The organism is Marinobacter sp. DY40_1A1, assembly GCF_016597815.1.
In the GTDB taxonomy this organism is placed as follows: Bacteria; Pseudomonadota; Gammaproteobacteria; order Pseudomonadales; family Oleiphilaceae; genus Marinobacter; species Marinobacter xiaoshiensis.
Genome location: NZ_VCHA01000001.1, coordinates 904,321 through 929,927, shown reverse-complemented (window position 1 = coordinate 929,927; position 25,607 = coordinate 904,321). Strand labels below are relative to the sequence as shown.

The following is a 25,607-nucleotide window of genomic DNA, read 5'->3' as shown; positions in this document are numbered from 1 at the left end:
AAAAGCTGCTGCTCCAGAGCAGGGGGCTTAACGAAAAGCCCTCAGCTGGACAGCAGCTCAATCGGATAGCGAATCGTTGTTCTGTCTACCCCCGGCCTGGATCCAAAATCTACCAGCAACAGGCGATTACAGATTTTGTTCTCCAAACCTGGCTCACCCAGTGTCGATTCAACCACTGAACAGCGAGACACAGCGCCACTGGACTCAATCACTAACTCGGGCGTAATACTGCCCTGCAACGAAGGCTTACGGCGAAGTTCACGATTGTAGATGCTATAGATGGCGGATTTATTTGCATCCATGGTGCGCCTGAGCTCTTCTTTGCTGCGTGTCCGGGAAGCAGTTTCCTGCTTTTCACGCCGCACAACTTCTTTGGCTTCAGCGACGCGGGTCGCGTCTGCCACTTCTGCCCTCTCACGCTCCACCAATGCAACCTGACGACTTTCCCGCTCAAGCACGGCATCGCTCACACCAGCACTGCGTGCATTGGCCGTGGCTCTCGCGGCCAGGGTGTCCTCTGTTTTCCGCGCAATGGGTTCAGCTGTCCGGGTCACCGGTGCATCAAGCTTGATGGAACTGGCCAGTGTGTTGAGCTTTGCAAGCTCGTTGCCCATAGCCAGAATGCCCGTATTCTTTGCTTTTTCGCGGGCCTTGGCGACGGCTTCAGGCTTTGGAGTTTCCTTTACTTCAGGCTCGGGCAGCAGCTGGGGCTTGGGCTCAGGTTTGGGTTCCGGCTTGGCCACTTCAACCGGCTTTTCTTCCGGCTTTATTTCAGCTTTTGGTTCTGGCTCCGGCTTTGGCTCGGGCACAATCGGCTTGGGTGGTTCCTTTTTCTCGATAACCAGCTTGGCCAACTGGGGCGGCAGGGCTTCACGCTCCTGCCGATCCTTTTCTGGCAACTCGATCCAGCTCACATAACCTGCAAAGATCACAAACAGGGGCGCTACAACCAGTGCAATGGATAGCAGTCGCCTGCGCTCCCCGCGCTCACCACTCCACGGCAACCCGTACCGATCTTCTGACATGCTCTGAGTCGAACGCTGGGTCATGCTCCGGCTCCCTCTTTTGTCTGCTGGTTAACCGCCAGAGATATGCTGGCGTATCCCGCATCCACACAGGTAGACATGATCTTTTTGAGCAAATCGTAGGGCAGTTCCCGATCAGCCAGAATAGTAATCGCTCGCCCGGCTTCCGGGGCTGGCTGGCCTGATCGGCTGGCCTGATAGTCCAGTTCCTGCTTCAAACCCGGCTCAATCTGCCCTTCAAGTGCCTGCAATGCCTCCCGCTTGATGACCAAACGCCCGTTTACCAGGATATCCTGGTCGGTTACGGTAAGCGCGAGCACATCTCCCGGTGGTTGCGAGGCAGAGGAATCCGGCAGTTTGATGGTGCTGCTCTGGTTTAGTACCTGCACATCAGACGAAGAGTTAACCATCAGGAAGAACACCAGAATCGTGAAGATGTCCATCAACGACACCAGATCCATCTTGCTCTGGTTATTGTTACGCCTGTGATGGCGCTTCTGGCGGCGGGCTTTTGCTGATTCTTTCATGACTGCCCCCCTGCCCTTTCTGCGTCTTCAGTGCTCTCTACAGGGGCATCGCCCAAAGAAATCTCAGGAAACAGCTCCGCCTCTACCAGGTTGCCTGCAACAACCGCATCGTAGGACCGCACCGTATCCATAACACTGACCAACACCTGATACGACGTTTCCCGGGAAGGCATGATAATCACGTCCTTTTTCTCGGGAATACGGTTTTTAAGTTCTTTCATGACATCTTTAAGAACAGCGAAATCGTGCTCGCCTCCTTTCTGGTCGATACTTTTGATAACGCCGCCCTGATTGTCTGCAACAACCAGGCTATCCGCGTGGATAACCACCTGTATTTGCAGCTCTTCAACCTGCTCTGACGCAAGACTTTCGCCAGTGGGAAAGTTGAGTTCAAGCACGCTGGTGTGTGCAAACACCATGTTCAAAAGCAGCACCGGCACCAGCACAATCATGAGGTTCATGAATGGCGTGATATCGAGATCCGGTTCGCTCTGTAATCGACGATGTTTCCGTCTCATAGCCCGAGATCCTTTAGCTGATTATCAGGCCGACGCTGCTGCCGGAGCAGAAGATGACACGGATTGCGCCTGGGACTGAGCACCAGGGCGAGATCCTGAACCATCGCTGAGCAGGTTAAGTACTTTGATACCGGCCATTTCAAAGCTGTCTACAATTTCGTTGGTCTTGGTCTGCAGAACGGAATGAACCAACAGCATGGGAATAGCTGACATAAGACCAAATGCGGTGGTGTTCATGGCCACAGAAATACTCTGTGAAAGCAGGCTGGCTTTTTGCGCGGGGTCTGCAGCGGCAACAGCAGTAAAGGCTGCGATCAGGCCGATGATGGTTCCCAACAGACCAAGCAGTGTTGCGATATTGGCAAGCGTTGCAAGGTACTGGGTGCGCTTTTCAAGGCGCGGCATTACATCCAGCAACCCTTCTTCCATAGCGTACTCGATGTCTTCACGGCCCTGTCGACGTGCCAGCCGCTGAAGGCCGTAACCGATCATGGTGGACATGCCCGTACCGGACTCCTGAGCGTAATTAAGCGCGCCCTTGAAATCTTTTTTCGCAATCATCTGGTGCAGACGATTGAAATCCCTGCGATTAGTGATCTTTTGCGCAGACAGGTATACGTATCGCTCAATGGCTACTATGAGTCCGATGATCAGCACAATGGCGATCGGAAACATAAAAAAGCCACCTTCCTGAAAAAAGCGAACGGCGGTATCGATCATTTTTTAGGCACTCCATGGTTCAGTTTGGGAACAGTCTAAGCGCTAGGCTACTTCAAAGGGGTTAAGTTTTCGGGGGTCTGTGTTGCGGTTTGTTGTAGTTTGCACTCGAACACAGAAATACTGTGACGCACATCTCACTGCCAGGCGATTTTCACTGTGCCTTCAAGGTGTTGTCACTGCATTTTCCAAGGCATGCTGCTCAGCCTTGAAGGCATCATGGTAACGGACAAGCCGTTGAAATTCGTATCGATCCATAGGGGTAAAGGCCTGCTCCACCAACAGTTGCTCATCGGGCGCTCTGAGTTCGTCCACTTCCGGGGGCTGCCAGGGCACCAGGTACATCACTGTCGGCACCTCCTGATCACCCCGAATTCGGGTGCCCTCAATGGTTACTATCCCTGAGTCCTGCGCCTGAGCAGGCTGCATGCAGAGCATTGGCGAGGCTGCCAGCAGAAGGATTCTGAAAATAGTTTTCATGCGTTTCGCCTCGCGTCAGATTCTGTTTTTTGCATCGAATATCCAGTCTTTCACTCTCGGATCCGGCTCTTCTGCACGCTCTTTGTACTGTTCGTACAGCGGCAACGCCTGGGCTGGCTGGCCCAGGTATATGTCCAGTAAAAACGCCAGATTAAGGAGTGCGGGCAAATACTCGGGGTTGGCAGCCAGAGCCTCGCGGTAACGCTTTTCAGCCAAGGAGAAATCACCAGCGTTACGGGCGATAACGCCAAGGTGGTTGTTCGCCACCGGGTGCTTGGGGTTCAGAGCGAGAACCTGCTCAAACCGCACGCGGGCAAGCTCCATATCACCGGACTGCATCGCCAACAGCCCCAGGTTGGCAATGGGGCCACTTCGTTCCGGATGCTCCGCTGTCATTTTCTCAAAGCGGGATCTGGCCTCTTCAAGGTCGCCGTTTTCCATTAACACAACCGCTTCCGAAAAAGCCTCCTGAAGACGTGCCTCCGATTCAGCTGTAACGGCGGCATCATCCAATGCAGTTGTGCGCTCCGGCCCTACCGCACAGCCCGTGAGCAGCAGAAGCAACATAAGCGCCGGGTTCAGCTTTTTAACCCAGATCATGGACAACTCCGGCAGTGACTTCGGGTTTGTTGTAGCGGCCCGGGAGCAGGCGACGTAAGGATTCATAGCTGCGTTTCACCCACTCATCAAAGATGCCTTCACGGGCTCTGCGGATATTTTGTTCATGGATATCAATGGCATTGTCTTCGAATGGGTAGGCCTGCTCTTCCAGCAATAATTCGTATTGAGAAAGTTCCAGCTGGCTGAGCCCTTGCGGGCGTTCCGAATCCATCAAGTCTGCGCCCAGACGACTGTATATATGGGCGATCTGATAGCCCGCCTCCGTGGCAAACGATGAAATCCCATAGCTGGCGGTTTTCTGATAAGCGCGCACGGCTGTCTCAAGGGCATTGGTTTTGGCCACCATGCTTTTATTCAGGGGCAAGGTCAGGCGGATACTGTCGTAGCGGGCCAGTGCATCCCGCGCCAGGATTGCGGAGGCAGACGCCGCCAGATAGCGCATGCGGTCATCGGCAGCCCCGGGGTTGTCATCCACTTTATCCATCTGCCGATTCAGCCAGTAATTACGTCGCTCGATGTCGCCCTGGGCTGCGTATAGCTCGCTCAAGCGGTTGGCTGCTTCCATATAGACGTCAGCCGGTTCAGGATGGCGGTTTGCGTACTGGCGCCAAGTATCAATTGCCTTGGTGTCGTTGCCTGCCTGATCATATAATTCTGCCGCAATCTGCAGGTTTTGCCGGCGCTCCTCTGGCGTGGTCGCCATGGCCACCATGAGATTAAGCTCATCGCCGGCTTTCTCCCACTGTTCTGTTTCCCGATAGGCGAACGCCAGTTTTGCGGGCACCGTATCGGCTAGCTCATGCTCGGGGAAATCTGCCCGGAAACCTGTCAACACACTAATCGCCTCGCCCCATCGTGCGGAGCTTACCAGCAGCGATGCCGCATCGTATTGGGCATTGGCGTTCAGTGCGGAGGCAGGCGCGACAAAACCTACCCGCAGGTACTCGCTAACGGCGGTATCTGTATCGCCTGCTTGCGCAAACTGCTCTGCCTGGCGGAATACCGAGGCCGCCATGTTTTCCTGTACGCCGGGCCGCCGTTGGTCTTCGGGGGGCATCATGGAAAGGGCGTCGCGGTAGAACTGTTCGGCCTCGCCATAGCGTGCAAGCTCAAACAGACTGTGGCCCGCAAGCAACAAGGCTTCGGTGACCAGGGCAGGGTCTGCCGCTGGCTGCCAGGTAACCAGGCGGCTGGCCATAGGAATCACTTCTTCAAGATTCTGCTGGTCATATTCCCGCTGCAGTGCAATGTAGTAGACATCTGGCGCACGCGGGTCTTCGGGGTATGCGTTCGCAAACCTTAGTCGGTTCAGTTGCTGCATTTCCTGCAGCGCGAAGAGATCTTCAGTGGTTTCATTCATCCAGGTACCTGCGTACTCGCGGAATGCCAGCACTGAGGCATATCCTGCTTCAGACGCCCTCTCCGGTACTGTTCCAGCTGCCGGGAAATCATAGGCAACACGCTCAAATGCATCGATAGCATCTGGCCATTGCTGAAGTTCCACATAGGTTTCCCCCAGCAGGAACAAGCGCTCAGGTGTGCGGGGGTGATTCGGGAAAGTCGCCGCAAACTCGGAATAATAGGCGGCTGCCTGGCGGTAGTGTTGGTCCGCATTCAGGCTTTGTGGGTCCCTCCGCGCCTCCCCGGCCAACAGATAATGGCGATCAGCCAATTCGGGCAGGAGGATTTCAAGCTGAACTTCAATGTAGGCCAGGGTTTCTAGATTCGTCTCCGGCCAGTAGCGGCTATAGATGCCATAATTTTCTATGAATGCGGCTTTTCGATCCGGAATAGCCTTGTCGAATCCGGCAAGTTCCAGGGTATCAATGGCTCGCATGTGGTAACTGGGCGCCCAGGGGCTATCCGGGTGGTCTTCGATATAGGCATCAAACACAGCAACAGCGTCGCTGTAGCGCTCACGGCCAATCAATAAAGTGCTGTAGCGATCGTAAACCAGAATTTCATAGGGCCGGCTTCCGGTTTCCCTGAAAAGCGCTTGAAGGGTTTGAGCGCCATCCAGATAGGACAGTGAAAGCCCCATAACCCGGAACAAGTCTTCCGTATGTGTTTGATAGCGCTGCTCTGGCACCTCTGCGGCCTGTTCAACCGGCATGATCAGATCCAGCACTTCAATGTAACTGAATAGCGCCTGTTGGTAGTCCCCCTGCTTGAATTGGCTCCACCCCTTCATGTATTGAGCGTTCATCAAGAAGGACGGATCGGCGTTGCGCTCCATGGCCGCAAGAGTAACCTCATGAAATGCCTGTTCCGCTTCCGGGTAGCGGCCATTGATAAACAGAATATCTGCCCGCCGGAATTGGGCTTCTACCCAGTAAGCTGAGCCGGGATACTGTGTTACCAGGGTATCCAGGGCTGCTAACTGTTCATCCGTCATGCCCCGCATTTCCCAGGCTCGGGCTAACTGGTAGTAAATCTGGTCATTGCCCGCACGCTCCGGGTACTCTGCCAGCAAACCGGTATATGCATCGATAGCGCCGGAAAGGTCATCCTCTGCGGTATCTGTCATCAAGCGCTCGGCCCGGGCGAACTCGAGATCTGCCAGGCGGTGCCGAATGGTGACCTGTTTGATGGGGTCATCCACCAATGGCAGTAACTCACGGTAGCTGTGCATCACAGATTCGAGAGAAACGGCCTCAGCACCAGCTTCAATCTCTGGGAGATCGGCTTCACGTTCCCGGCTAACAGGGCTCAAAGACGCAAGAGTACCTGGCCGGGCTGCGGGCATTTCTCCACCACCCTGCCCCCACCCCAGCGATTGGCAGCCACTAACCAACAGGGTAAGCAGTACTGGCACCAGCGCACGAGTCACACCCGCGAAAGTGTCCAACCCATCACCGTTCGTGTTGCGGGGCCGTTTAATCATTTGCGGCCTCCGTGCTCTTGCCTTCCCTGAACAACTGGTCCGCCAGCCGCGCCTGTGCATGGCGAGATGCCACCCGGTAACGCCGCAGTTCATTGCTCTGTTGTTCCAGCGCATTATCCAACCGGCTAATGAGAATGTTCCGCGCCTGAGCCAAGGCTTCATCTACTTGTACTGTAAGCGACTGGACCTCGGCGGCGTTATTGGCAAGCCGACTCGCCAGTTCCTCATGTTCGCTGTCGCCTGCCATCAACTGCTCTATATCGGATCGCTGTGTTTGAAGCTGCTCCATTTCCGAACTCAGCTCCCGAAGCTGTTTCTGCGCGGCCCAGCGGTTTACACCGTAATCGTTAGCGACACTCCAGTCGAAGTAGGCCTTCATTCTCTGATACTTTTTTCGCTGCCGGGCTGTGCGCTGGTCGTCCGGAAGCTGAGCAAGCGTAGCCGCGACCTTGCCCAATCGGGCTTTCAAGGCTTTCTGTTCCGTTGTCATGAAGAATTCAGCATCTTCTTCGGCAAGGGCGGCCTCAATGTTTGCCCGAAACGCATTCTGGGCTTCTATCCACTCATCCGGCTGTTGCTGCTCTAGTTCAATACCTGCTTCCTGGCTTCGGCGCGCTCGTTGCACCCGGCGTGTTTCCAGCATGGTTTCAAAGGTGCCGAGCTGTTGTTCCCGCTGCGCCAGCAATGCTTGCATCCGGTAAAGCTCATTGAGTTCCCCCAGAGCCTGCTGGAATGGTTCCGTTGCGAGCACTTCAGAAAGCCCGAAATCAGCAGGCGTTACCCTAAGGCGGCCGTAGGAGTCGGTAATAATCTCATCGCTGTCCCGAAGAAAATTCAAACGTGCCATGAGGCTTTCTTCGGTCAGTGCTTGCCGGGCTGCAGTCAGCTCTTCACCGCGGTTTTCGTAGTGTTCTGCGGCCTGGGTAAATGCTTGCAAGGCCTCACGTGGCTGGTTCATCTGTTCGAGCACATAGCCACGAGCGTAGGGAACCTGCTCTCTCCAGGGTAAAAACAATTCTCTTTGGGAGAGTGCATCCAGCGCGTCCAATGCCCTTTGCATCTCGCCCTGACCAGCAGCCGCGACGGCATAATCAAATAGAGCTCGGTCAGCAAACACACCATCCAAAGGCATGGCTCCGAGCAGCACTAACGCCTCATCAAACCTGGCATCTCTGAGATATAGACGGGCAAGGGAGAGCCGGCTTTTATCAAGCAAGGCCTGGTGCTCGGAAATCAGTTCGTCTTTGGGTGCCTTGCGCTGCATAGCCTCAATGAGTTCTCGCAGGCTTTGTTCTGCTGCCGTGAAATCATCGTCGGCAATCTCGGCCATGGCCAGGTTATAGTTCAGGTAGTGTGCCCAAGGGCCAGAATGCTGCCCCCCGGTCTGTTCGTCCGGATCACCGCGGAACCCCTCAGACATCATGGCCAGTTGCGCTCTGAGGTAACCCCATTCTGCGTATAACTCTGAGTCGGCTTCCTCCAGCACGCTAGAATCAACCCGCTGAAGATTTTCGTAGGCCAGTTGGTAATCACCTTCAAGGTAAAAAACCTTGCCCAGATAAAACCAGGCCTGGCTGCGCACTTCAGGTGCAAGGGTGACGCGGGAGCGGCCGTGTTCATCTTCAAGCAATCGGATAAAGAGCTCACGGGCTTCGCGAGTCATGCCGTAAGAGAGCATTAGCCCGCCTTCGACCAGCTCCGGATAATCGCCGTGCCCGCGGATTCCACCGCGCTCACGAGCCACATTCAGAAGGGTGAGCGCCTCTAACGCCTCGCCTTGGTGGTAGTTGTATAACGCCCAGCCATAGGCAAGATCTCTGGCCCGCTCTGGCGACTCTTCAGCAAATACAGCGGGCACACTGAGTAATAGTGCCAGGCAGCCGGCGGCTACCGCACCCAGGCGTGTGCCTGATCCGGCTTTATTCGGCTTTGAGCTGAATACCAAGGGTCGTTTCACTCCCACTCCACTATGGAAACCATGGGTTGGTAATCCGACGACCGATCCTCAATGCGAATCTCCAGGGCGGCTGTATCCGTGCCTTTTTCAAACGCCAGGGTTGCTGCCTGTTTGTAGGCGCGGTTGTTCGGTCCGATGCCCTCCACGAAAGCCGTCACTTCGTGGGTTCCGGTTTTTAGGTTACCGATGTACAAACGCTGCATGCCGCCACGCTCAAGGGCTGTGGCCTGGCGCTCGGTGTAGAGGTGGGAGGCGACAATATCGCCGTTCACCTTCAGCTTTACCGCATCCAACTGCAGGAACTTGCCCGCATCAACGCTGAGAAACACTGCAAACTGTGTGCTGGCCGGGAACAGCAGGTCTTCTTCCAGAATAAAAAGATCCCGGTTCAAGCGAATCACTTTCTTTTTGAGATCCTGAACACGTTCTGCAACCGCTTTACTGTCTTCTGCCGGGTCCGTTTCCGCAAGCAGGCTCCCACTCATAAACAACATGAGTGCAACCAGCAGGCCGGCAACCAGGGTCTTGAGTGAATCCGTCATAGTCAGGTTTCCTGCAAACTCAGTATTCGAGAATCAGCGATGCTCGGGTAACCAGGGCATCGAATGAATAAAGTGGCTCTTGGCCCGGTAGATAATTGCCCGGAGCAGTCACATCCCGGAAGTTGTCGTAATCGAAATCCAGCCAATCCAGGAGCAGGCTGAACTGAAGCCGTTTGATACCGGGCAAGGATGTCTGCTTCCACTCATAAACTGCGCCGGCTCCAAAGGTTGTGCCCGAGAAAGAGCTCATTTCTTTGTCTCTAGCCAGATGGGTCTGTGAGTTTTCATAGGCGTATAGGTCGCTGTAGAAATCCGCCTCGCCCTGGGTGTAGTAGCGCACCGAACCCTCCAGCGACCAATGTTGATTCAGTGCGTGCACGTAACCCAGTTGCACTGTGTGTGCGTTAATACCCCAGGTGTCTGAGAAGTATCGATATTCACCCCGGATAGAGGCTCGATACGGCAGGTGGTACATGGCTCGAGCGGCCACCGCGGTACTGGTGCGGGTTTCGGGATAACGCTCAGGCTGGTACAGATAGGCGGTGGCATCATTGGGGTCAAGATAGCGGTTCTGGCGGTAGGGGTTCTGCAGGAAGCCTTCGTCTGTGACCACTTCCAGATCAAGCCCAACCAGCAAGTTACGGGTTAGCACCTGGCTAAACCCTAACTGGTAGTTTCGGCGATCTGCATCTTCACTGAAGTTGTCATTACCAAGCTTGCCAACCTCATCCCAGCCGGCCGCATACCCAAGGGTGACAGTGGACATTCCACCAAAGAACTCCTGGCTCACAGCGAAATACAGGGTACTGGCTTCGTAATCGTTTTCTGAACTGTTGGTAAACCCCAGACTCATAATCGCCCGGTCATACAGGTAATCAACGCCCAGCGTGTATTCGGTACGCTCTTCTTTATAAGCGCTGGCAGTGGCCAAAACATCGACCGAGGCCGCCGATACCATATCCACGTAATATTGCCCGGATACAGACACCTGTGGCCCAACACTTTTACGCGCAAGCACTACAGGGCCATCAATCACCATGCCGCCGCCGTCGTACCGGTGATAGAACAAGTCCACGTTATCCACTGGCAAGGTTGCTGAATGGGCGAACGAAGACACCACCATTAACAGGAGGAACAGCCAGGCCACAGGAGCGCGCTCAGTTACAACCACAGCCACCTCCTGCGCCACCTTCCGCCCCGCGGGCAGACTCCCTCGCCTGATACACGTGATTGATGTAGGAGTCTGCTTTGCCATGGCGGCTCAGGCTCATGATCGGATCGGCCAGGCGATCCCGCTCATAAGGTTTAACCCATGGCTCTACAGAGCTGCACCCAGCCGTTACTGAAAGCAGCAGTGCCAATATCAAGGGTGTGATGATGTTAAGTTTGCGCATAACGCTTACCCGCTCGGGAATCACTCTCGCACCAGTTCTCTTATCTGGGCTTCGTACTCAACTTCGTAGCCCGGCTTGTAGCCGTAATGAATGTAGCGGGCGTTGCCATCGCGATCGATCATCACGGTTGTGGGCATGGCCGGCACCTCGTAAAGCTTGCTCACCGAGCTTTCCGGATCGTACAAAATGGGATAATCCACCGGCACCTTTTCCAGAAAACGCAAAGCCTCATCGCGGTTCTCATCCACATTCACCGCAAGGATGGTGAAGCCCAAATCCTGATAGCGGCTGTAAATGTCATCCATCAGAGGCATTTCCTGACGGCAGGGGCCGCACCAGGAAGCCCAAAAATTGAGCATGACCACCTCACCGCGGTGATCTTCCAACCGGATGTTGTCTCCCGTTCGGCTCTCCAGAGTGAAGTCCGGAGCCGGAACATTGATGGCATCTGCCTGTACGCTCATTGCAGCGCCGGATAAAGCAAGGGCCAGAGCTATGGTTGTAACCGGGTTGTTCATTCAAATGGCTCCTGTGTTCAGAAAAACACCGACAATCCGGTACGGATTTCAGTGTTCATGGAGGTTTTCTCGGCACCGACCACATCAATGCGGTAGTAGTGCTGGCGCACGCCGATATCTATGGCAAGGCTGTCTGTGAGTAAAACCTGATAACCTGCTCCAGCGTTGAAGGTAAAGCGGGTATCGCCGCCAAAATCCGTGGCGCCCGCGCCGGCAATCAGATAGAAATTGGTATTAAATGCGTAGTTCTCGCTAAAAAATGCTTGGCCCGGCAGAAGGTTATAGCCCAGATTGATGTTGTAATAGCGGTACTCACGCTCACTGTCAGTCAGCACCTGCACGTTGCCCGCCAGGTTTTCAAAACTGGTCTGGCCACCTTCCGCAAAACCTATTCCTGCCTCAAAAAAGAAGGTTTCACTCAGGTGATAGGTGAGCTTGCCGCCATAAATAAACGACGACTCAAAATCTTCAATATTGATCACGCCCAGAAAGGCGCCGATCTCGAAGTTCTCAGTATCGATCAGCGCCTCATTAACTGGCACAGGTTTTACATCAGGCTCGATCAAAGGCCAATCATCACGCTCCTGCGCGAATACCTGAGGTGCAAACGCCATGACCTGTGCCAGGCAAAACCCGGTCAGAAAAAGATGCTTAGTCCGATTTTCCATTCTGTCGCTTCTTCGTTGGTTGATCGGCTGGTAAAGACTTTGTAGTCCTTGAACTCGGCCCGGATAAAGTAACGCTCGGTGATATAAGCCCGCAGTCCCAGTCCAGCATGGCCTACCGTGTTATCACGCTCCTCTGGCACAGCCAGTGTTGCTTTGGGATCTACCCATATATGACCTACACCAAGGGTGAAATACGGTGACACTCTCCAGTGGGGAAACGGCTGGTGGACTATATTGGCGTTCACCATAAGTATTTCCGAGGCGCTGCCCAGTACCTGTGAGCCCCACAATTCTGCGGCGAGGTTAGGCGTAAACCAGTAGCCTCCGTAGCCTGCGGTTACGGGGCTGCCTTCAAACTCCCCCATCAGGATTCCGGCTTCAAACTTGCGGTCACTGAACGCCTTCATATCCGGCACGCTGAGATTGACGTTTTCACCGGTTGCGTCTTGAGTTTGTGCAATGGCGGCAACAGCCACCCAGCCTTCCCGGCCTTTCTTGTCCCGTACTTTCATCCAGCCGGTTTTGCGTTGCAGCAGGGTTAACCATTCGCCTTTCTCGCTGCTATGAAACACCGGGTAGCCCACTGCAGGACCAGTACGCCAGACCACAAACGGCTCAACGACCCGCACCCGTTGTTCCGGCTCATCGTCTCCCCACAGCCAGCCCGCCCAGGTCATCCCGGGTAAACAGAGCATCAGTAACAGAATGACAATGGGCATGGTTGTGGCGTCAGGTCCTGATTAATTGTCTGGAGCGTCAAACGGGTTGTTGTAATACTGGGCGCCTATGTCCAGCCACTCTGCTATGAGGCGAAGTTCGGCGGGAGACAAGAAGCCTTCATGGTCTCCACCGGGACCAAGCACATTCTGGAACCTGGTGCTGGCCACGGCGCCGTTGACGGACATACTCGCCCTGACGGGGAATCGCACAAAAATTATTTGCGGGTTACCGTTCTCATCCAGAGCAGGGTCACCATTCTCATCCCTCAGAACTTCCTCCACTGTGCGATCAGGAAAGCCACCACCCTTAAACTCCTGCTCATTGTCTGGAGAAAGCAGTTCGTGGTAAGACTTGAAGTGCCGCGGGTTGATATCTGAAGGCCCGTCAGTGAGATCCAAGTGCGCAGCAGCAACGGATCCCTCTGCAGCACTGTTAGCATGGCATGAGATACACGTGTTATCGATCACCTGACCACTACCATCAACCTCCGTCCGGTCCAGACTCCAAAGCGGATGAATGTGGGTTTCGTAATTGATCACTGCTCGGCAGTTAGCGGTCCAGGCATTTGCACACGCACCTGAAACGGGCGGTGGCGTCTGCAGATTTTCATAGGCCAGTGAGCGGTCTTCTAAGCTGCTGGAAAGATCCACCCACTCATCATCTCTGTATATCGGGTCTGGTAGTGGCCGGCGGAGATTCTGTGTCCGTGCATAGACTTCCGCCATGGTGTCCCCCATATCTGCATATAGTGACGGATCCGTACCCGGGAACGGCAAGCCTGTCGTGCTTGCCCCACTCCACACTGGCTCTGGGCCAGCATCCGGGCGGCCGTGGGAAACAGGAGAACCAGATTCGTGACACCCCTGGCATGCCAGCGTTTCGCCGGGGCGAACCGATAACCAGTTCTGATGGCGATTTCCGGTTCTGCGGCCTTGGGCATCGAGCACGCTGATCGCAAAGGCGACGTTGGCCGGTACAGCAACCTTTACCGAACCATCGGGCTCTATGGGCACATACCCCAGAATTTCGCGCATTAGCTGCCCACGGCTGCGGCCAAAGGCACTGTTATCAAAATCTTTCACGTTTTCATCGGGCATCGACACGGGCTTCTCAAGCCTGAGGAACCGCGCCGGTCGATCTGCCACTGGGGTAAGCAAAGGGTTGGCGGTTATTGCGATACCGTTGGGCGCTCTATCTACACCGTCCATGTCGTAAACACTGCGAATGTGCAGGATTCCGTAGCCTTCATCTGCCAGCGTTGCGGCATCTCCCATGGGTTGATCGTCGGGAATAAACCCTTCCAGTGACCGCTCTCGCATAAGCATGGCTTCATCAAACTGCTCACCCTCTGAAGGCTCCACCACTGGCCTCTGAGTTCCGCTTGCCACGTCTAGCAGCCATAGCCCGTATACCGGCGGCGCAGGTACATAGGCATCAGAGTCCAGGCGTTCTTCCGTGCAGTTCACAATGCGGCCGGATGTTCTCTCACTGAGGCGACAGGGTGTCCAACTAACGAGATACCTTCCGGTTCCGTCCATAAGAGGTGAAATAGAGCCGTAACGTCCATCAAGCGACAGTTGACCATCAAGCCGGATTCCCGGAATTAGCGAGCGCTGCCCGCCGTTACCTTCAGTACCGTCAATGCGCAAGCCTGCTTCCACATAGTTATTGATATCTACCTCAGCCGGTGCAGAAGCGTAATCGTTGCTCTCAAAGGGGCGTAATTGCACCAGTACAGAGTTTGAATCGGTTTTCCGGGCTTTCAGGTACTGAACATTGCGCGCTCCGGGAACAGAGTCGTGGGAATGCCGGCCGTAAAGGTAGCTGAGCCCTGTACCGTCCGGGTTCACCCGATAGAGATTGACGCCATTATTACTGGTCTGGCCGGCGTTATCCCAGCGGCTGAATACGATAAACCCTTCATCGGTGACCAGCGGGTCAAGGTCGTGACTCTGGTTAAAGGTAATTTGCTGAATGTTGTCGCCTTCGTCATCCATTGTGTGGAGAACGAATGCAGGTGCATTCCGGTTTTCATCCAGGCCAGAAAACTGCCCTTTTCCCTCGTCCAGCAAAATGGCTTTGGAAGCCCGCTGGCGAGTGGATGAGAACACTATGCGACCGTCTGGCAAGTAGGCTGGAGCAACGTCTTGACCGGCCTTGGCGGTTACGTCAGAGGTTATGATTCTGCGGAGCACATCCGCTACACGATCGTATTCCCAAATATTCCAGGTGGGCTGATCTTCTTCATCGGCACCTTCAATTTCCGGTGCACGCATGGCAAACAGTGCACGGTTGCCATCGTGGGAAACATGCAGGTCTTTTACGTCATACAACAAACGGCCCGCATCATCGCGATACTGTGAACCGGAAAAAGCCCGGGAAGACACATCAACAGCGGGGGCGTCAATGGATGCACTGGCTTTCACAAACAAGCGGGCGCCTGGGCGAAACCCCGACGGATCGGCAAGATTGTCCCCAATCAGTGCTCCGCTATTGATATCAAACAACAGTGGCCGCTTAACAAAAAGTACCGGGTTCTCGACCACAACAGGGTCAGCTTGTTGGCTGCCCGCACTTGGCAAACAGCCAGAAAGTGCTCCCAACAGGCCTGAAAAGACCAGCAAGCGGATGGTTTTGTTGGATTTGTGAGGCACGCGCCTAGTCCCTTGAAAACAGTGTCAACGCACTGAAACAGTGAATTCGTGACATAAATTAAGTCTGGGCATCCATGTATCTCTAGGAGCTTTACGTAAGTAAATGTAATTACGTGGAGCGCCCCACAAATCCGATGCTAATTGCAAGTATAAACTATTAACAATTGTCAAATTGGCCTATTGTGCCCCAGCCAAGACCACCGAGGACAGCGACATGAAAGCCAACGAGCGAATGCACGCCAGCGCATTCAAGGCATGCAGTATGTCACTGCTGATTTTGCTTACCGCCACATTTACTTGCACAGCCAGCGCCGGACCGCGGGAACAGGCCAAGCGCATTCATGACAGGATTGCGGGCGTACCTCCGTCTGCCTCCAGGCTTGATGATATGACGCGGGAGATTGAGGCCAACAGAGCGCTCAACGCTGCCTTTACCGCAATGGAAGATCGGGCGTTTTATAATGTAACGTTGAAAAACTTTGCGGCTCCCTGGACCAATGAGGCGATGACGCCGTTTGTTCCCTTGAACGATTACACCGCTACAGTGATCGGTCTGGTGCGAGATGATGCAGATTTTCGCAGGGTTCTGTACGACGACATCTTGTACGTTGGCACCTGGAACGATGTACCAACCTATTCCAACTCAAACAACGATCACTATGAGATGATCGAGAAACTTGGCCACGACCTTTCCGACAAACAAAACTTCCGGGGCCTGAGCCAGTCATCCGTCACGGGCCTGCCCACCGATGCCACCGCCGGCGTAATAACCTCCCGCGCAGCGGCCAGAGCCTTCTTCAGCGCTGGTACTAATCGCGCCATGTTCCGATTTACCCTGATCAACCACATGTGCCGGGATCTGGAACAGGTAGCCGACGTAAACCTTCCGCCGGACAGAATTCGCCAGGACGTTTCACGAAGCCCGGGTGGCGATAGCCGTGTGTTCCTGAACAACTGCGTGGGCTGCCATACGGGGATGGACCCGATGACCCAGGCTTTTGCCTACTACGATTACGAATACAACCCGGACAGTGATCCTGATGGAATGCTTGGAAGACTCGTTTACAACACCGTTAATGACCCGGAGACTCAGTCACGGGTGCAGGGCAAGTACCTCATCAACTCCACCACCTTTGCCCCGGGGTATGTCACGCCGGACGACAAATGGGATAACTACTGGCGCCAGGGCACCAACCGGCGGCTAGATTGGGATGGGAGCTTGCCCGGTTCGGGTCACGGTGCAAAAAGTCTTGGTGAAGAGTGGGCCCGTTCCGGCGCCTTCGCAGAATGCCAGGTAAAGAAAGTATTCACGAACGTGTGCCTCAGACCGCCCTCCACCAGCGAAGACCATACTCAGGTCGAGACGATGGTGTCGAGTTTCAGGTCCCATAACTTCAATCTGAAGCAGGTGTTTGCCGAATCTGCTGTTTACTGTGCGGGGGAGTAACGCCTGATGAAAACACTAACGCTCCCCGGATCAAACCAACTCCGCTCCGCAGCACCTATTGCACTACTGATAGTGTTCACCCTCTTCCTCAGCGCCTGTGGTGGCGAGTCCACAGAGGCGCTGCCAAATACATCTTCTGGATCAAATAGCATTAGCTACAGCGGCCCCGCACCGGCTACCGCTGATATACAGAGTTTTAAACTGAATGTCTGGGACAACCTTGTGCAGGACAATCGCTGTGGCTCCTGCCACGGTGCAGGCGGCCAGTCGCCCACATTTGTTGACCAGAACAACATCAACAGCGCCTACGCCCAAGCTAGAACCATTGTAGATCTCACTGCACCCTCCCAATCCAGAATGGTGACCAAAGTAGCCGGTGGCCATAACTGCTGGACAGGCAGTGACGTCGTCTGCGGGAATATTCTGACCACCTATATTTCGAAGTGGGCTGATGGAGCTGAGGGCTCTGTGAAAACGGTGGAGCTTCAAGCGCCGGTGCTCAAATCGCCTGGCTCAACCATCGCTTTCCCGGAAGGCAGCAGCGCCTTCGGAAGCACCGTTTATCCAGTATTGAGAACCTACTGCGCCGAATGCCATGGCGACGGTGGCCAAACACCTTACGTTGCCAGCGATAATGTAGATATCGCCTACCAACAATCCCAAAGCAGGATAGACCTGAACTCGCCGGAAAATTCCCGTTTTGTAGTCCGCCTGAGAAGAGATTTCCACAACTGCTGGGCAAATGGAGGTGAGACAGATTGCGACTGGTCTGCTGGCATGATGCAGATGGCTATTGAACAGTTCGCAGAGCCATTATCACCCGAGCCGGTCGATCCTGCTCTGGTAGCCAGCAGGGCACTGGTACTGGATTCAGACGGCCTTCTCGCCAATTCTGGCGGGCGCTTTGAGGACAATATTGTTGCGCTGTATGAATTCCAATCTGGCCAGGGTCAGATCGCCTACGACACCAGCGGCGTCTCCACACCGCTCGATCTTACTCTCAGCGGCAACGTTGACTGGGTACTGGGCTGGGGAATCAATATAGGCCCCGAAGTCAAGCCGGAAAGTGCCCCTGCAATACCCGCCGGCAAAGCGCAAGGTTCGACCGCCAGCAGCAGCAAACTGCATAGCTTGCTGACAGGGTCCGGTGAATATGCCATCGAAGCCTGGGTCGCGCCGGGGAACATTACCCAGGAGGATGCAAGAATCATTACCTACTCTGGCTCCTCCACTGCCCGGAACGTAACACTGAGCCAGACCCTGCAACGGTACGAAGTGCTCCATCGCAGCACCACCAGCGATGAAAACACTCCGTTCGCTACTCAAGATGGTGACCAACTCCTGCAGGCCACTCTTCAGCACGTTGTCGTGAACTATAGCCCTGGCACTGGGCGGCAGATCTATGTCAACGGCGAGCACTCCGGCGATCTCGACCCGGACGACCCTGGCCTGTTTTCCGATTGGGACGACAGCTTTGCGCTCGTTCTTGGGAACGAGACGGATGGCCGTTCTCCATGGCAAGGTGTCATTCGCATGGTCGCCTTCCATAACCGGGCACTAACATCAGAACAGGTCAAAACAAACTACGATGTGGGTGTAGGCCAGAAGTTCTATCTGCTGTTTGGTGTTTCCCACCTTATCGATGTACCTGAAAGCTTTATCGTTTTCGATGTAAGCGTATTCGATAACTACAGCTATCGCTTCACCGAGCCGTTCTTTATCAGCCTTGATGAAACGGCTGAGCCATCCGGTATTGCGCTTGAGGGTATGCGCCTGGGTATCAACGGCAAAGAAGCCACTGTCGGCCAGGCTTGGGCCAACCTTAAAGTGACTCTGGACAGCAACGCCTATGAGCCAGGCAAAGGCCAGCCCTTATCTCGGCTAGGCACTATCATCGCACTGGAAAACGGCCCGGATAGTGACGAGTTCTTCCTAACATTTGACCGTCTTGGCAGCAGCACCTTCTCACGCACCGAACCGCCGTTAACCGGAACCGTTGCACCAACAATCCTGGAACGCCCATCCGACATCGGGATGAAGACTTTTGATGAAATTAATGAGTCCATGGCTCGCATGACAGATATCCCAAGCACCACTCCAGCGGTTGCGGATACCTTCAAAACCGTGAAACAGCAATTGCCCACGGTGGAGAATATTGAGGGCTTTCTTTCATCCCACCAGATGGCCATTACCCAGGTGGCGATTCAGTACTGTGATGTGCTGGTATCCGATGTTCAAAGAAGGCAGGACTTTTTCCCGGGCTTTGATTTCTCGGCACCAGCCGCAACAGCCTTTGAGCATGGCGGCGAAAGCCTGATTACCGGGCCTCTGTTAGCCCGGTTTGTGGGTGACAATCTGGGCTCCCAGCCCAGCACAGCGACCATTCAAACTGAAGTGGGCGGTCTGATAGACCAGCTCGCCCTGTGTGGTGGCGACACTTGCCCGGCTGACCGCACCGAAACCATCGTTAAAGCAAGTTGTGCCGCTGTTCTTGGCAGCGCCACCACCCTGGTTCAGTAGAGGACTACGCTCATGTTTATACGCAAACCCCTTAAACGGCCTCTGGCCAATGGCGAGCCTCTCTTCCATAACGACCACGGGCGACCACGGACTCGCAGGGAATTCATTGCTCAAGGTTTCAGGGCCGGCACTGCAACGGTTGTTGGCACTTCAATGCTCGGCCTGTTCGCTAACCCCCGAACGGTAGCTGCCGAGTTGTCTGAACAAATAAAAGCAGAATGTGGCATCGGTATCGCAGGTGCAGGAAAAATCCCGTTTATTTGTTTTGATTTGGCCGGCGGTGCCAGCATTGCGGGCTCCAATGTGCTGATGGGCAAATCTGGTGGGCAGATGGATTTTCTTAGCACGGCGGGATACAGCAAACTGGGTGTACCAGGTGACATGCTTCCGAACGATCCGGCGTTTGTGAACACAGAACTCGGGCTGGCGTTCCACTCAGACAGCGGTTTTTTGCGGGGTATCCAGCAAAGTACAAGCATGATGACCCGCGCACAGATCAACGGCGCGATCATTGCTGCCCGCTCGGAAAACGACACCGGCAACAACCCGCACAACCCCATGTACGGTATCTATAAAGCCGGCGCCAACGGCTCCCTGCTCTCCCTGATCGGTTCGCAAAGCACGGAATCAGGGGGCAACTCCATGGCGCCTATGAACCTCATTGATCCGAAAGTTCGGCCTACAAAAATCGACCGCCCATCCGATGCAATTGGATTGGTGGATGTGGGCGACCTGACCTCCATACTGAATCAGGCGGATGCGGTTTCTGTGATGGAAGCCGTTCAGCGTATCAGTGACGCTAAAATGAACCGCGTGAGCACCGGCCTCGGCACAGATGCCGAAAATGATATTCGTAAGCTGGTGCGGTGCGGCTATGCCAAGAGCGCCGATGTGGTCGACACCTATGGCGACCCGGCAATTCTTGACCCCGCCATAGATGAGCACATTGTCGGGGCTACTGGAATTTTCACTGAGGAGGAATTCAGGGCTAACCGGGAGTTCCAGAAAACAGCATCCGTAATGAAGTTAGCGGTAAACGGCTATGCCGGCGCTGGCACCATCACCATGGGTGGCTATGACTACCACACTGGCGAGCGCGCAACTGGAGAACGCCGGGACTTACTGGCTGGCCGCTGCATGGGCGCCTGCCTGGAATACGCGGCTAGAATGAACAAACCGTTGATGCTGTATGTATTCAGTGATGGCTCAGTGTCCAGCAATGGCACCCTGGACGACTCAGAAGATGGCAGGGGCAAAGGCGTGTGGACAGGCGATAACCAGCAGACCGCGGCGTCATTCTTCCTGGTTTACAATCCTAACGGCCGCCCTACCCCGATTCGCAACCAGATTGGCTTCATGCGGGGCGATGCATCTGTGGAAACAGCTTCCAGCCCCGCTGCAAACAACGTAAACCAACTGGTGCAGACTGTGTTGCTGAATTACATGGCATTGCACGGAGAACAAGGAGATTTTGCCTCAAGGTTTGAGGGTCATGGTTTGGGCAACCCAGCGAGTCAGGACCGGCTAATTGCGCTGGAGCCTATAACCTGACCGGCGCGCACAATCTGAATTCGATGATTGTGCTCTGAATAATCAGCCCCGGCATCCCCTTCACGATTCCGGGGGTGCCAACCCCTCCGTAAAGTGCATCATTCTCTGATCATCAATGATGATCGCATCAATACCCGGCAACTTCTCAATCATCTCCAGACCCTTTTTCGGGCCCAGCACAAATACAGCCGTAGACAAGCCATCGGTTGTCAGCGCATCGTCACCAATAATGGTAACGCTCTGCACACCTCGCACGGATTTCCCTGTACCGGGGGAAAGTATGTGGTGCACACGCTCGCCCTGATCATCAATAAAAAAGCGTTCGTAATCACCGGATGTGGAAATAGCGAGATCGGCAAGCGGCAACACCACCACATTGCGATTTTCTGAGCGGGGGTCACGAACACCCACAAGCCAAGGCCGGCCGCGCTTATCGCCTAGCAAGCGCAAATCACCACCCGCACTGAGCCGTGCATGGCGCACGCCGGCTGATTTCAGATGCTCTATACCAAGATCCACTGCGTAACCTTTGGCAATACCTCCCAAATCGATCAACAAGCCTTTCTGGCGAAAGAAGACTGTTTGCGCCTTATCATCCAGAACAATGTCCTGATGATTAATATGGCCAAGCCTGGCCTGAAGTGCCTCCTCGCTTGGCTGCTTGCGCTCCCGGTAGTCGTACAAGTAACCGACAGACCCAAAGCTGATATCAAAAGCACCACCGCTAAGAACAGCTACTTCTTCCGCTTTCTTCAAAACCTCAAACAGGCCGGTGCTTACCTGCACTGGGTCATCCGCTGCTTTAAGGTTAAGGCCAGAGAGTTCGGAGTCCTCCCGGTACCGGCTCATGTCCCTGTCTACTTGGTGGAACACCGCCAGAACATCTTTCGCGATTGCATCAGCAACGCTTTTCTCATCAGCCCAAAACTCAAGCTCCACCGGTGTCGTCATAGCCGTATCTGTGTAACGGAACCACTTTGCCTGAGCCACCGAAGGCACCAGAAATACAAAAAGAAGAAATAAAGAAGGATTCAAACCGATAAATTCAAGGATATTGAAGGGATTGAAACAGTTTTTAGGCATCACCGATCAGACAGTCCCTGTTCGTGGCTCAATACGGCTTGTTTGCGCTTAACACCCCAGCGATATCCAGAAAGGCTGCCATCACCACGTAAAACTCGATGGCATGGAACAACCACCGCCAGCGGGTTGGCTGCACAGGCACCTGCGACAGCTCTCGAGGCGCTGGGCAGACCTAATTGCTGGGCGATATCGCCATAGCTGGACGAGCACCCAGAAGGAATCTGTTGCAGTGCCTGCCAGACTCTACATTGAAAATCCGTGCCTCGAACATCAAGCTCTACAGAGAGTGGTTTTCGGCTGTCGATCAGGTAGTTCATTACCTCGGTAAACCAGGGGGCCCGAAAATCGTTTGCATGGATGAGTTCGGCACGGGGGAAACGTTGAGCCAGGTCTTCAACCAATTCGTCAGCTGTGTCTCCCAGCAAAACAGCACATACGCCACGAGGCGTGCATGCAACCAGAACCTCGCCGAGGTAACAGTGGCCGGTTTGCCATTGGATGGTTTCGTCCTGGGCGTTCTTGGCCGTCATGAAAAACTCCTCAGCATGGGCTCATCCGGTATTGCGGTACTCGTGAGTTCAAGCAAGCGTATTAGGGATCATGTCAGTGAGAAGGCAATCGTGCAATTTTTTATAAGAGAAGGGATAAAACAGCTTGCCGGGCACCGCCTGAATGACAGTGCCCGGCAAGTTACTACAACCTACTACCGGGCTCAGCTCTTGCGAGCATCTTCCCAGGTTTTAATCAGCTCATCATAAGGTACAGTTTGACCCTGCACTTTTTCATTCGCCAGTTTGGGCTTGGGTGCGCCAGGCTGATCGAACCAGTACTGCGGATCACGCGGCTCGTTCAGCTTTGGAGCGCAGGTGGTCAGAACATTGGCTCTCTGTAGCCGCTCCATAACCCGATCCTGAGCCTTTGCCAAACCATCAAGCGCTTCCTGCGCTGTGGCTTCGCCACTGGCTGCCTGTGCAACATACTGCCACCACAGCTGAGCCATCTTCGGGTAGTCGGGAATGTTGGTGCCGGTAGGCGTCCACTGAACACGTGCAGGGCTGCGGTAGAATTCAACCAGGCCGCCCAGCTTAGGTGCCATTTCCGTCATCACGTCCGAGTTAATATCGGAATCGCGAATCGGGGTCAGACCTGCCACAAGCTTTTCAAGGGACACCGTTTTCGACACGGTGAACTGTGCGTAAAGCCATGCCGCCAAGCGACGTTTTTCAGGTGTCGAGTTCAGGAACGTCCAGGAACCAACGTCCTGATAGCCCAGTTTCATGCCCTCTTCCCAGTATGGGCCACGTGGTGAAGGTGCCATGCGCCACTTGGGTAAACCTTCCTCGTTTACAACTGGCAGACCCTCTTCGATCATGCTGGCAGTAAAAGCTGTGTACCAGAAAATCTGCTGGGCTACATTGCCTTGTGCAGGTACGGGGCCAGATTCGGAGAAGGTCATCCCCGTAGCCTCTGGCGGCGCATACTTGCCCATCCATTCCACATACTTCTCAGTCGCGTAAACTGCAGCAGGGCTGTTTGTAGCACCACCGCGGGAAACATCAGAACCAACAGGGTGGCAATCCTCTACCCGAACGCCCCATTCATCTACAGGTAAACCGTTAGGCAGGCCTTTGTCGCCAGCACCCGCCATGGAGAACCACGCATCGGTGAAGCGCCATCCCAGGGAGGGGTCCTTCTTGCCGTAGTCCATGTGGCCGTATACTTTTTTGCCGTCTATCTCTTTAACGTGAACCGAGAAGAACTCTGCAATGTCTTCGTAGGCCGACCAGTTAACAGGAACACCCAAGTCATAGCCGTAGAGTTCCTTGAACTGCTTTTTCAGATCTGCACGCTCAAACCAGTCAGCGCGAAACCAATACAGGTTTGCAAACTGCTGAGTTGGCAGTTGGTAAAGTTTGCCATCAGGGCCGGTGGTGAAATCAAGGCCGATGAAATCATCAAGATCCAGCGTTGGCAGGGTTAGGTCCTTGCCTTCACCCTTCATAATATCTTCAACCGCTACAACCTTACCGTACCTGACGTGAGTACCAATCAAGTCAGAGTCATTCACGTAGCCATCATAGATGTTGCGCCCCGACTGCATCTGGGTTTGCAGCTTCTCGATAACATCCCCTTCCTGAATCAGGGTATGGGTAAGCTTGATGCCGGTAATGTCGGTGAAGGCCTTGGCCAGCACGCTGGATTCGTATTCATGTGTTGCAATGGTTTCTGAAACAACATTGATTTCCATGCCACGGAAAGGCTCCGCAGCTTTGGTGAACCAAGCCATCTCTTCCATCTGCTGTTCTTTGGTAAGGGTAGACCGTTTGAACGAGTCGTTTACCCACTTTTCAGCCGCATCCGAGTACTGATCAGCACTGGCCTGCAGGCTCAGGCCCAAACTGACAGCACCAATTGCAGCGCCAAGCAGTAGGGTCTTAGGATATTTATTGTTTTTAAACATACCCAACCTCGTCATCTTTATTATGAATGGGGCGAAGAAAGCCTTCGCTCCGGTTTTGGCTTGTTACAGCGCTTGTTACCTCTAGCCTTGCCTTTTCGAAAACCAAACACTCATCACTTTCGTTCCTGGTGAAAAAATAGTTCGGTTTCGAATCCTTTACAACATTTGAGCACGTTTATTCGGGGTGCGTTTATTGCCCCCTGTTCGGTCGCCTTCCTAGCCCCATCGCAGCAAAACCAGAAGCCAGACAACAGACACAGCCAACGCAACCCACAAAGTGATGTCACTAACCGCAAGGAAGGTGAGGTGTATGTAGGCTGCGGAAAGCAAACCAATAAATAACCGGTCTCCGCGCGTTGTCTCTATTGGTAAAAAGCCTTTGCGCTCTATGCAGGGAGATACGATTTCGTAAACGGTCATTACCGCAAGAATCATTGCAATAACTGCAAAAAACACGATGACCGTAGGGGTCCAATTCATCCAGGCAATCATTTGCTTTCTCCTTAAACGCGCCCGAGAGCGAAGCCTTTAGCCACATGGTTACGAACGAACCAGATAACCAGCAAGCCTGGGATTATTGTTAGAACGCCAGCCGCGGCCAGCACACCCCAATCAATACCACTCGCCCCTATCGTACGAGTCATGATTGCGCCAATTGGCTGAGCATCCACAGAGGTCAGTGTTCTGGCCAGAAGCAACTCAACCCACGAGAACATGAAGGCAAAGAAGGCCGTTACACCGATGCCTGAGCGAATCATCGGCAAAAACACCTTTATGAAGAACTTCGGAAAGCTGTAGCCATCGATATAAGCCATCTCATCGTATTCACGAGGAACACCCTTCATGAACCCCTCAAGAATCCAAACCGCCAAGGGCACGTTGAATAAACAGTGGGCCAAGGCAACGGCAATGTGGGTATCGAAAAGCCCGATAGATGAATACAGCTGAAAGAATGGCAGCAGGAAAACCGCCGGCGGCGCCATCCGGTTGCTGAGCAACCAGAAGAACAGATGCTTATCCCCCAGAAACTTGTACCGGCTGAAGGCGTAGGCCGCAGGCAAAGCAACCAACAAGGTAATCACCACGTTGATAGACACATACGCCATTGAGTTGAGGTAGCCGTTATACCAGCTGGGGTCTGTAAAGATCACCGCATAGTTATCAAACGTGAAATTCTGCGGCCATAACGTGAGCCCCCCCAGAATTTCACGGTTGGTTTTGAACGACATGTTCAGCAGCCAGTAAACCGGCGTAAGAAGGAGCAGGATATATATGGTGATCCCGATGTTTTTATAGCCTGTTTGCCTCATCACACTCTCC

At 54.2% G+C, this 25,607-nt stretch carries 23 protein-coding genes; 3 read left to right on the top strand and 20 right to left on the bottom strand.

Annotation, left to right across the window (positions count from 1 at the left end):
- Window positions 1–41: 41 nt before the first annotated feature.
- From FFI61_RS04255 to FFI61_RS17920, 15 genes are all read right to left on the bottom strand, one after another.
- Window positions 42–1,049, bottom strand: coding sequence for an AgmX/PglI C-terminal domain-containing protein (locus FFI61_RS04255; protein ID WP_227714586.1), 1,008 nt, complete (start codon window positions 1,047–1,049; stop codon window positions 42–44).
- The gene (locus FFI61_RS04250; protein ID WP_200369383.1) at window positions 1,046–1,552 is read right to left on the bottom strand and encodes an ExbD/TolR family protein; all 507 of its coding nucleotides are present in this window, start codon (window positions 1,550–1,552) and stop codon (window positions 1,046–1,048) included. The genes FFI61_RS04255 and FFI61_RS04250 overlap by 4 nt, the downstream gene beginning before the upstream one ends.
- Window positions 1,549–2,070 carry an ExbD/TolR family protein gene (locus FFI61_RS04245; RefSeq protein WP_200369382.1) on the bottom strand — a complete coding sequence of 174 codons (522 nt, stop codon included), beginning with the start codon at window positions 2,068–2,070 and terminating at the stop codon, window positions 1,549–1,551. Before FFI61_RS04245 ends, FFI61_RS04250 begins: the two co-directional genes overlap by 4 nt.
- Before the next feature lie 24 nt (window positions 2,071–2,094).
- Window positions 2,095–2,790 (bottom strand): MotA/TolQ/ExbB proton channel family protein, encoded by a 696-nt coding sequence (locus tag FFI61_RS04240; RefSeq protein ID WP_200369381.1) that lies wholly within the window; start codon window positions 2,788–2,790, stop codon window positions 2,095–2,097.
- Between the two features lie 162 nt (window positions 2,791–2,952).
- Complete coding sequence (locus tag FFI61_RS04235; protein WP_200369380.1) at window positions 2,953–3,267, bottom strand: hypothetical protein; 315 nt, start codon at window positions 3,265–3,267, stop codon at window positions 2,953–2,955.
- A gap of 15 nt (window positions 3,268–3,282) precedes the next feature.
- On the bottom strand, window positions 3,283–3,867 hold the full coding sequence (locus FFI61_RS04230) for a tetratricopeptide repeat protein (protein ID WP_227714585.1): 585 nt from the start codon (window positions 3,865–3,867) through the stop codon (window positions 3,283–3,285).
- Window positions 3,854–6,772, bottom strand: a complete 2,919-nt coding sequence (locus tag FFI61_RS04225; protein ID WP_200369379.1) for a tetratricopeptide repeat protein — start codon at window positions 6,770–6,772, stop codon at window positions 3,854–3,856. The genes FFI61_RS04230 and FFI61_RS04225 overlap by 14 nt, the downstream gene beginning before the upstream one ends.
- Entirely contained in the window at window positions 6,765–8,729 is a 1,965-nt protein-coding gene (locus FFI61_RS04220; protein WP_227714584.1) for a tetratricopeptide repeat protein, read from the bottom strand. Before FFI61_RS04220 ends, FFI61_RS04225 begins: the two co-directional genes overlap by 8 nt.
- Window positions 8,726–9,271 (bottom strand): AraC family transcriptional regulator, encoded by a 546-nt coding sequence (locus tag FFI61_RS04215; protein WP_200369378.1) that lies wholly within the window; start codon window positions 9,269–9,271, stop codon window positions 8,726–8,728. The genes FFI61_RS04220 and FFI61_RS04215 overlap by 4 nt, the downstream gene beginning before the upstream one ends.
- 19 nt (window positions 9,272–9,290) lie before the next feature.
- Window positions 9,291–10,394 (bottom strand): DUF3570 domain-containing protein, encoded by a 1,104-nt coding sequence (locus FFI61_RS04210; protein ID WP_200369608.1) that lies wholly within the window; start codon window positions 10,392–10,394, stop codon window positions 9,291–9,293.
- Between the two features lie 34 nt (window positions 10,395–10,428).
- On the bottom strand, window positions 10,429–10,665 hold the full coding sequence (locus FFI61_RS04205; RefSeq protein ID WP_200369377.1) for a DUF4266 domain-containing protein: 237 nt from the start codon (window positions 10,663–10,665) through the stop codon (window positions 10,429–10,431).
- A gap of 20 nt (window positions 10,666–10,685) precedes the next feature.
- Window positions 10,686–11,183, bottom strand: coding sequence for a TlpA disulfide reductase family protein (locus tag FFI61_RS04200; protein ID WP_200369376.1), 498 nt, complete (start codon window positions 11,181–11,183; stop codon window positions 10,686–10,688).
- Window positions 11,184–11,200: 17 nt separating this feature from the next.
- Entirely contained in the window at window positions 11,201–11,851 is a 651-nt protein-coding gene (locus FFI61_RS04195; RefSeq protein ID WP_200369375.1) for an outer membrane beta-barrel domain-containing protein, read from the bottom strand.
- A complete protein-coding gene (locus tag FFI61_RS04190; protein WP_200369374.1) occupies window positions 11,821–12,570 on the bottom strand; it encodes an SH3 domain-containing protein in 750 nt (249 codons plus the stop codon). Before FFI61_RS04190 ends, FFI61_RS04195 begins: the two co-directional genes overlap by 31 nt.
- Window positions 12,571–12,591: 21 nt before the next feature.
- Entirely contained in the window at window positions 12,592–15,225 is a 2,634-nt protein-coding gene (locus FFI61_RS17920; RefSeq protein WP_200369373.1) for a hypothetical protein, read from the bottom strand.
- Window positions 15,226–15,439: 214 nt separating this feature from the next.
- Here FFI61_RS17920 and FFI61_RS04180 point away from each other — a divergent pair, with 214 nt between their 5' ends.
- From FFI61_RS04180 to FFI61_RS04170, 3 genes are read left to right on the top strand one after another with little or no spacing between them, the layout of a single operon-like run.
- Window positions 15,440–16,672: a hypothetical protein gene (locus tag FFI61_RS04180; RefSeq protein WP_227714583.1), complete on the top strand. Its 1,233-nt coding sequence runs from the start codon at window positions 15,440–15,442 to the stop codon at window positions 16,670–16,672.
- Between the two features lie 6 nt (window positions 16,673–16,678).
- A complete protein-coding gene (locus FFI61_RS04175) occupies window positions 16,679–19,192 on the top strand; it encodes a LamG domain-containing protein (RefSeq protein ID WP_200369372.1) in 2,514 nt (837 codons plus the stop codon).
- A 12-nt stretch (window positions 19,193–19,204) separates the two neighbouring features.
- Window positions 19,205–20,743 (top strand): general secretion pathway protein GspF, encoded by a 1,539-nt coding sequence (locus tag FFI61_RS04170; RefSeq protein WP_200369371.1) that lies wholly within the window; start codon window positions 19,205–19,207, stop codon window positions 20,741–20,743.
- Between the two features lie 60 nt (window positions 20,744–20,803).
- Here the strand turns inward: FFI61_RS04170 and FFI61_RS04165 are convergent, their stop codons facing one another.
- The 5 genes from FFI61_RS04165 to FFI61_RS04145 all read right to left on the bottom strand — a co-directional run bounded on the left by FFI61_RS04165 (window position 20,804) and on the right by FFI61_RS04145 (window position 25,597).
- Window positions 20,804–21,826: an FAD:protein FMN transferase gene (locus FFI61_RS04165; RefSeq protein ID WP_227714582.1), complete on the bottom strand. Its 1,023-nt coding sequence runs from the start codon at window positions 21,824–21,826 to the stop codon at window positions 20,804–20,806.
- Window positions 21,826–22,356: a methylated-DNA--[protein]-cysteine S-methyltransferase gene (locus tag FFI61_RS04160; protein ID WP_200369370.1), complete on the bottom strand. Its 531-nt coding sequence runs from the start codon at window positions 22,354–22,356 to the stop codon at window positions 21,826–21,828. Before FFI61_RS04160 ends, FFI61_RS04165 begins: the two co-directional genes overlap by 1 nt.
- Window positions 22,357–22,538: 182 nt before the next feature.
- On the bottom strand, window positions 22,539–24,287 hold the full coding sequence (locus FFI61_RS04155) for an extracellular solute-binding protein (protein ID WP_200369369.1): 1,749 nt from the start codon (window positions 24,285–24,287) through the stop codon (window positions 22,539–22,541).
- A 216-nt stretch (window positions 24,288–24,503) separates the two neighbouring features.
- Entirely contained in the window at window positions 24,504–24,779 is a 276-nt protein-coding gene (locus FFI61_RS04150) for a DUF2160 domain-containing protein (RefSeq protein ID WP_200369368.1), read from the bottom strand.
- A gap of 11 nt (window positions 24,780–24,790) precedes the next feature.
- Window positions 24,791–25,597: a carbohydrate ABC transporter permease gene (locus FFI61_RS04145; RefSeq protein ID WP_200200998.1), complete on the bottom strand. Its 807-nt coding sequence runs from the start codon at window positions 25,595–25,597 to the stop codon at window positions 24,791–24,793.
- Window positions 25,598–25,607: the final 10 nt, after the last annotated feature.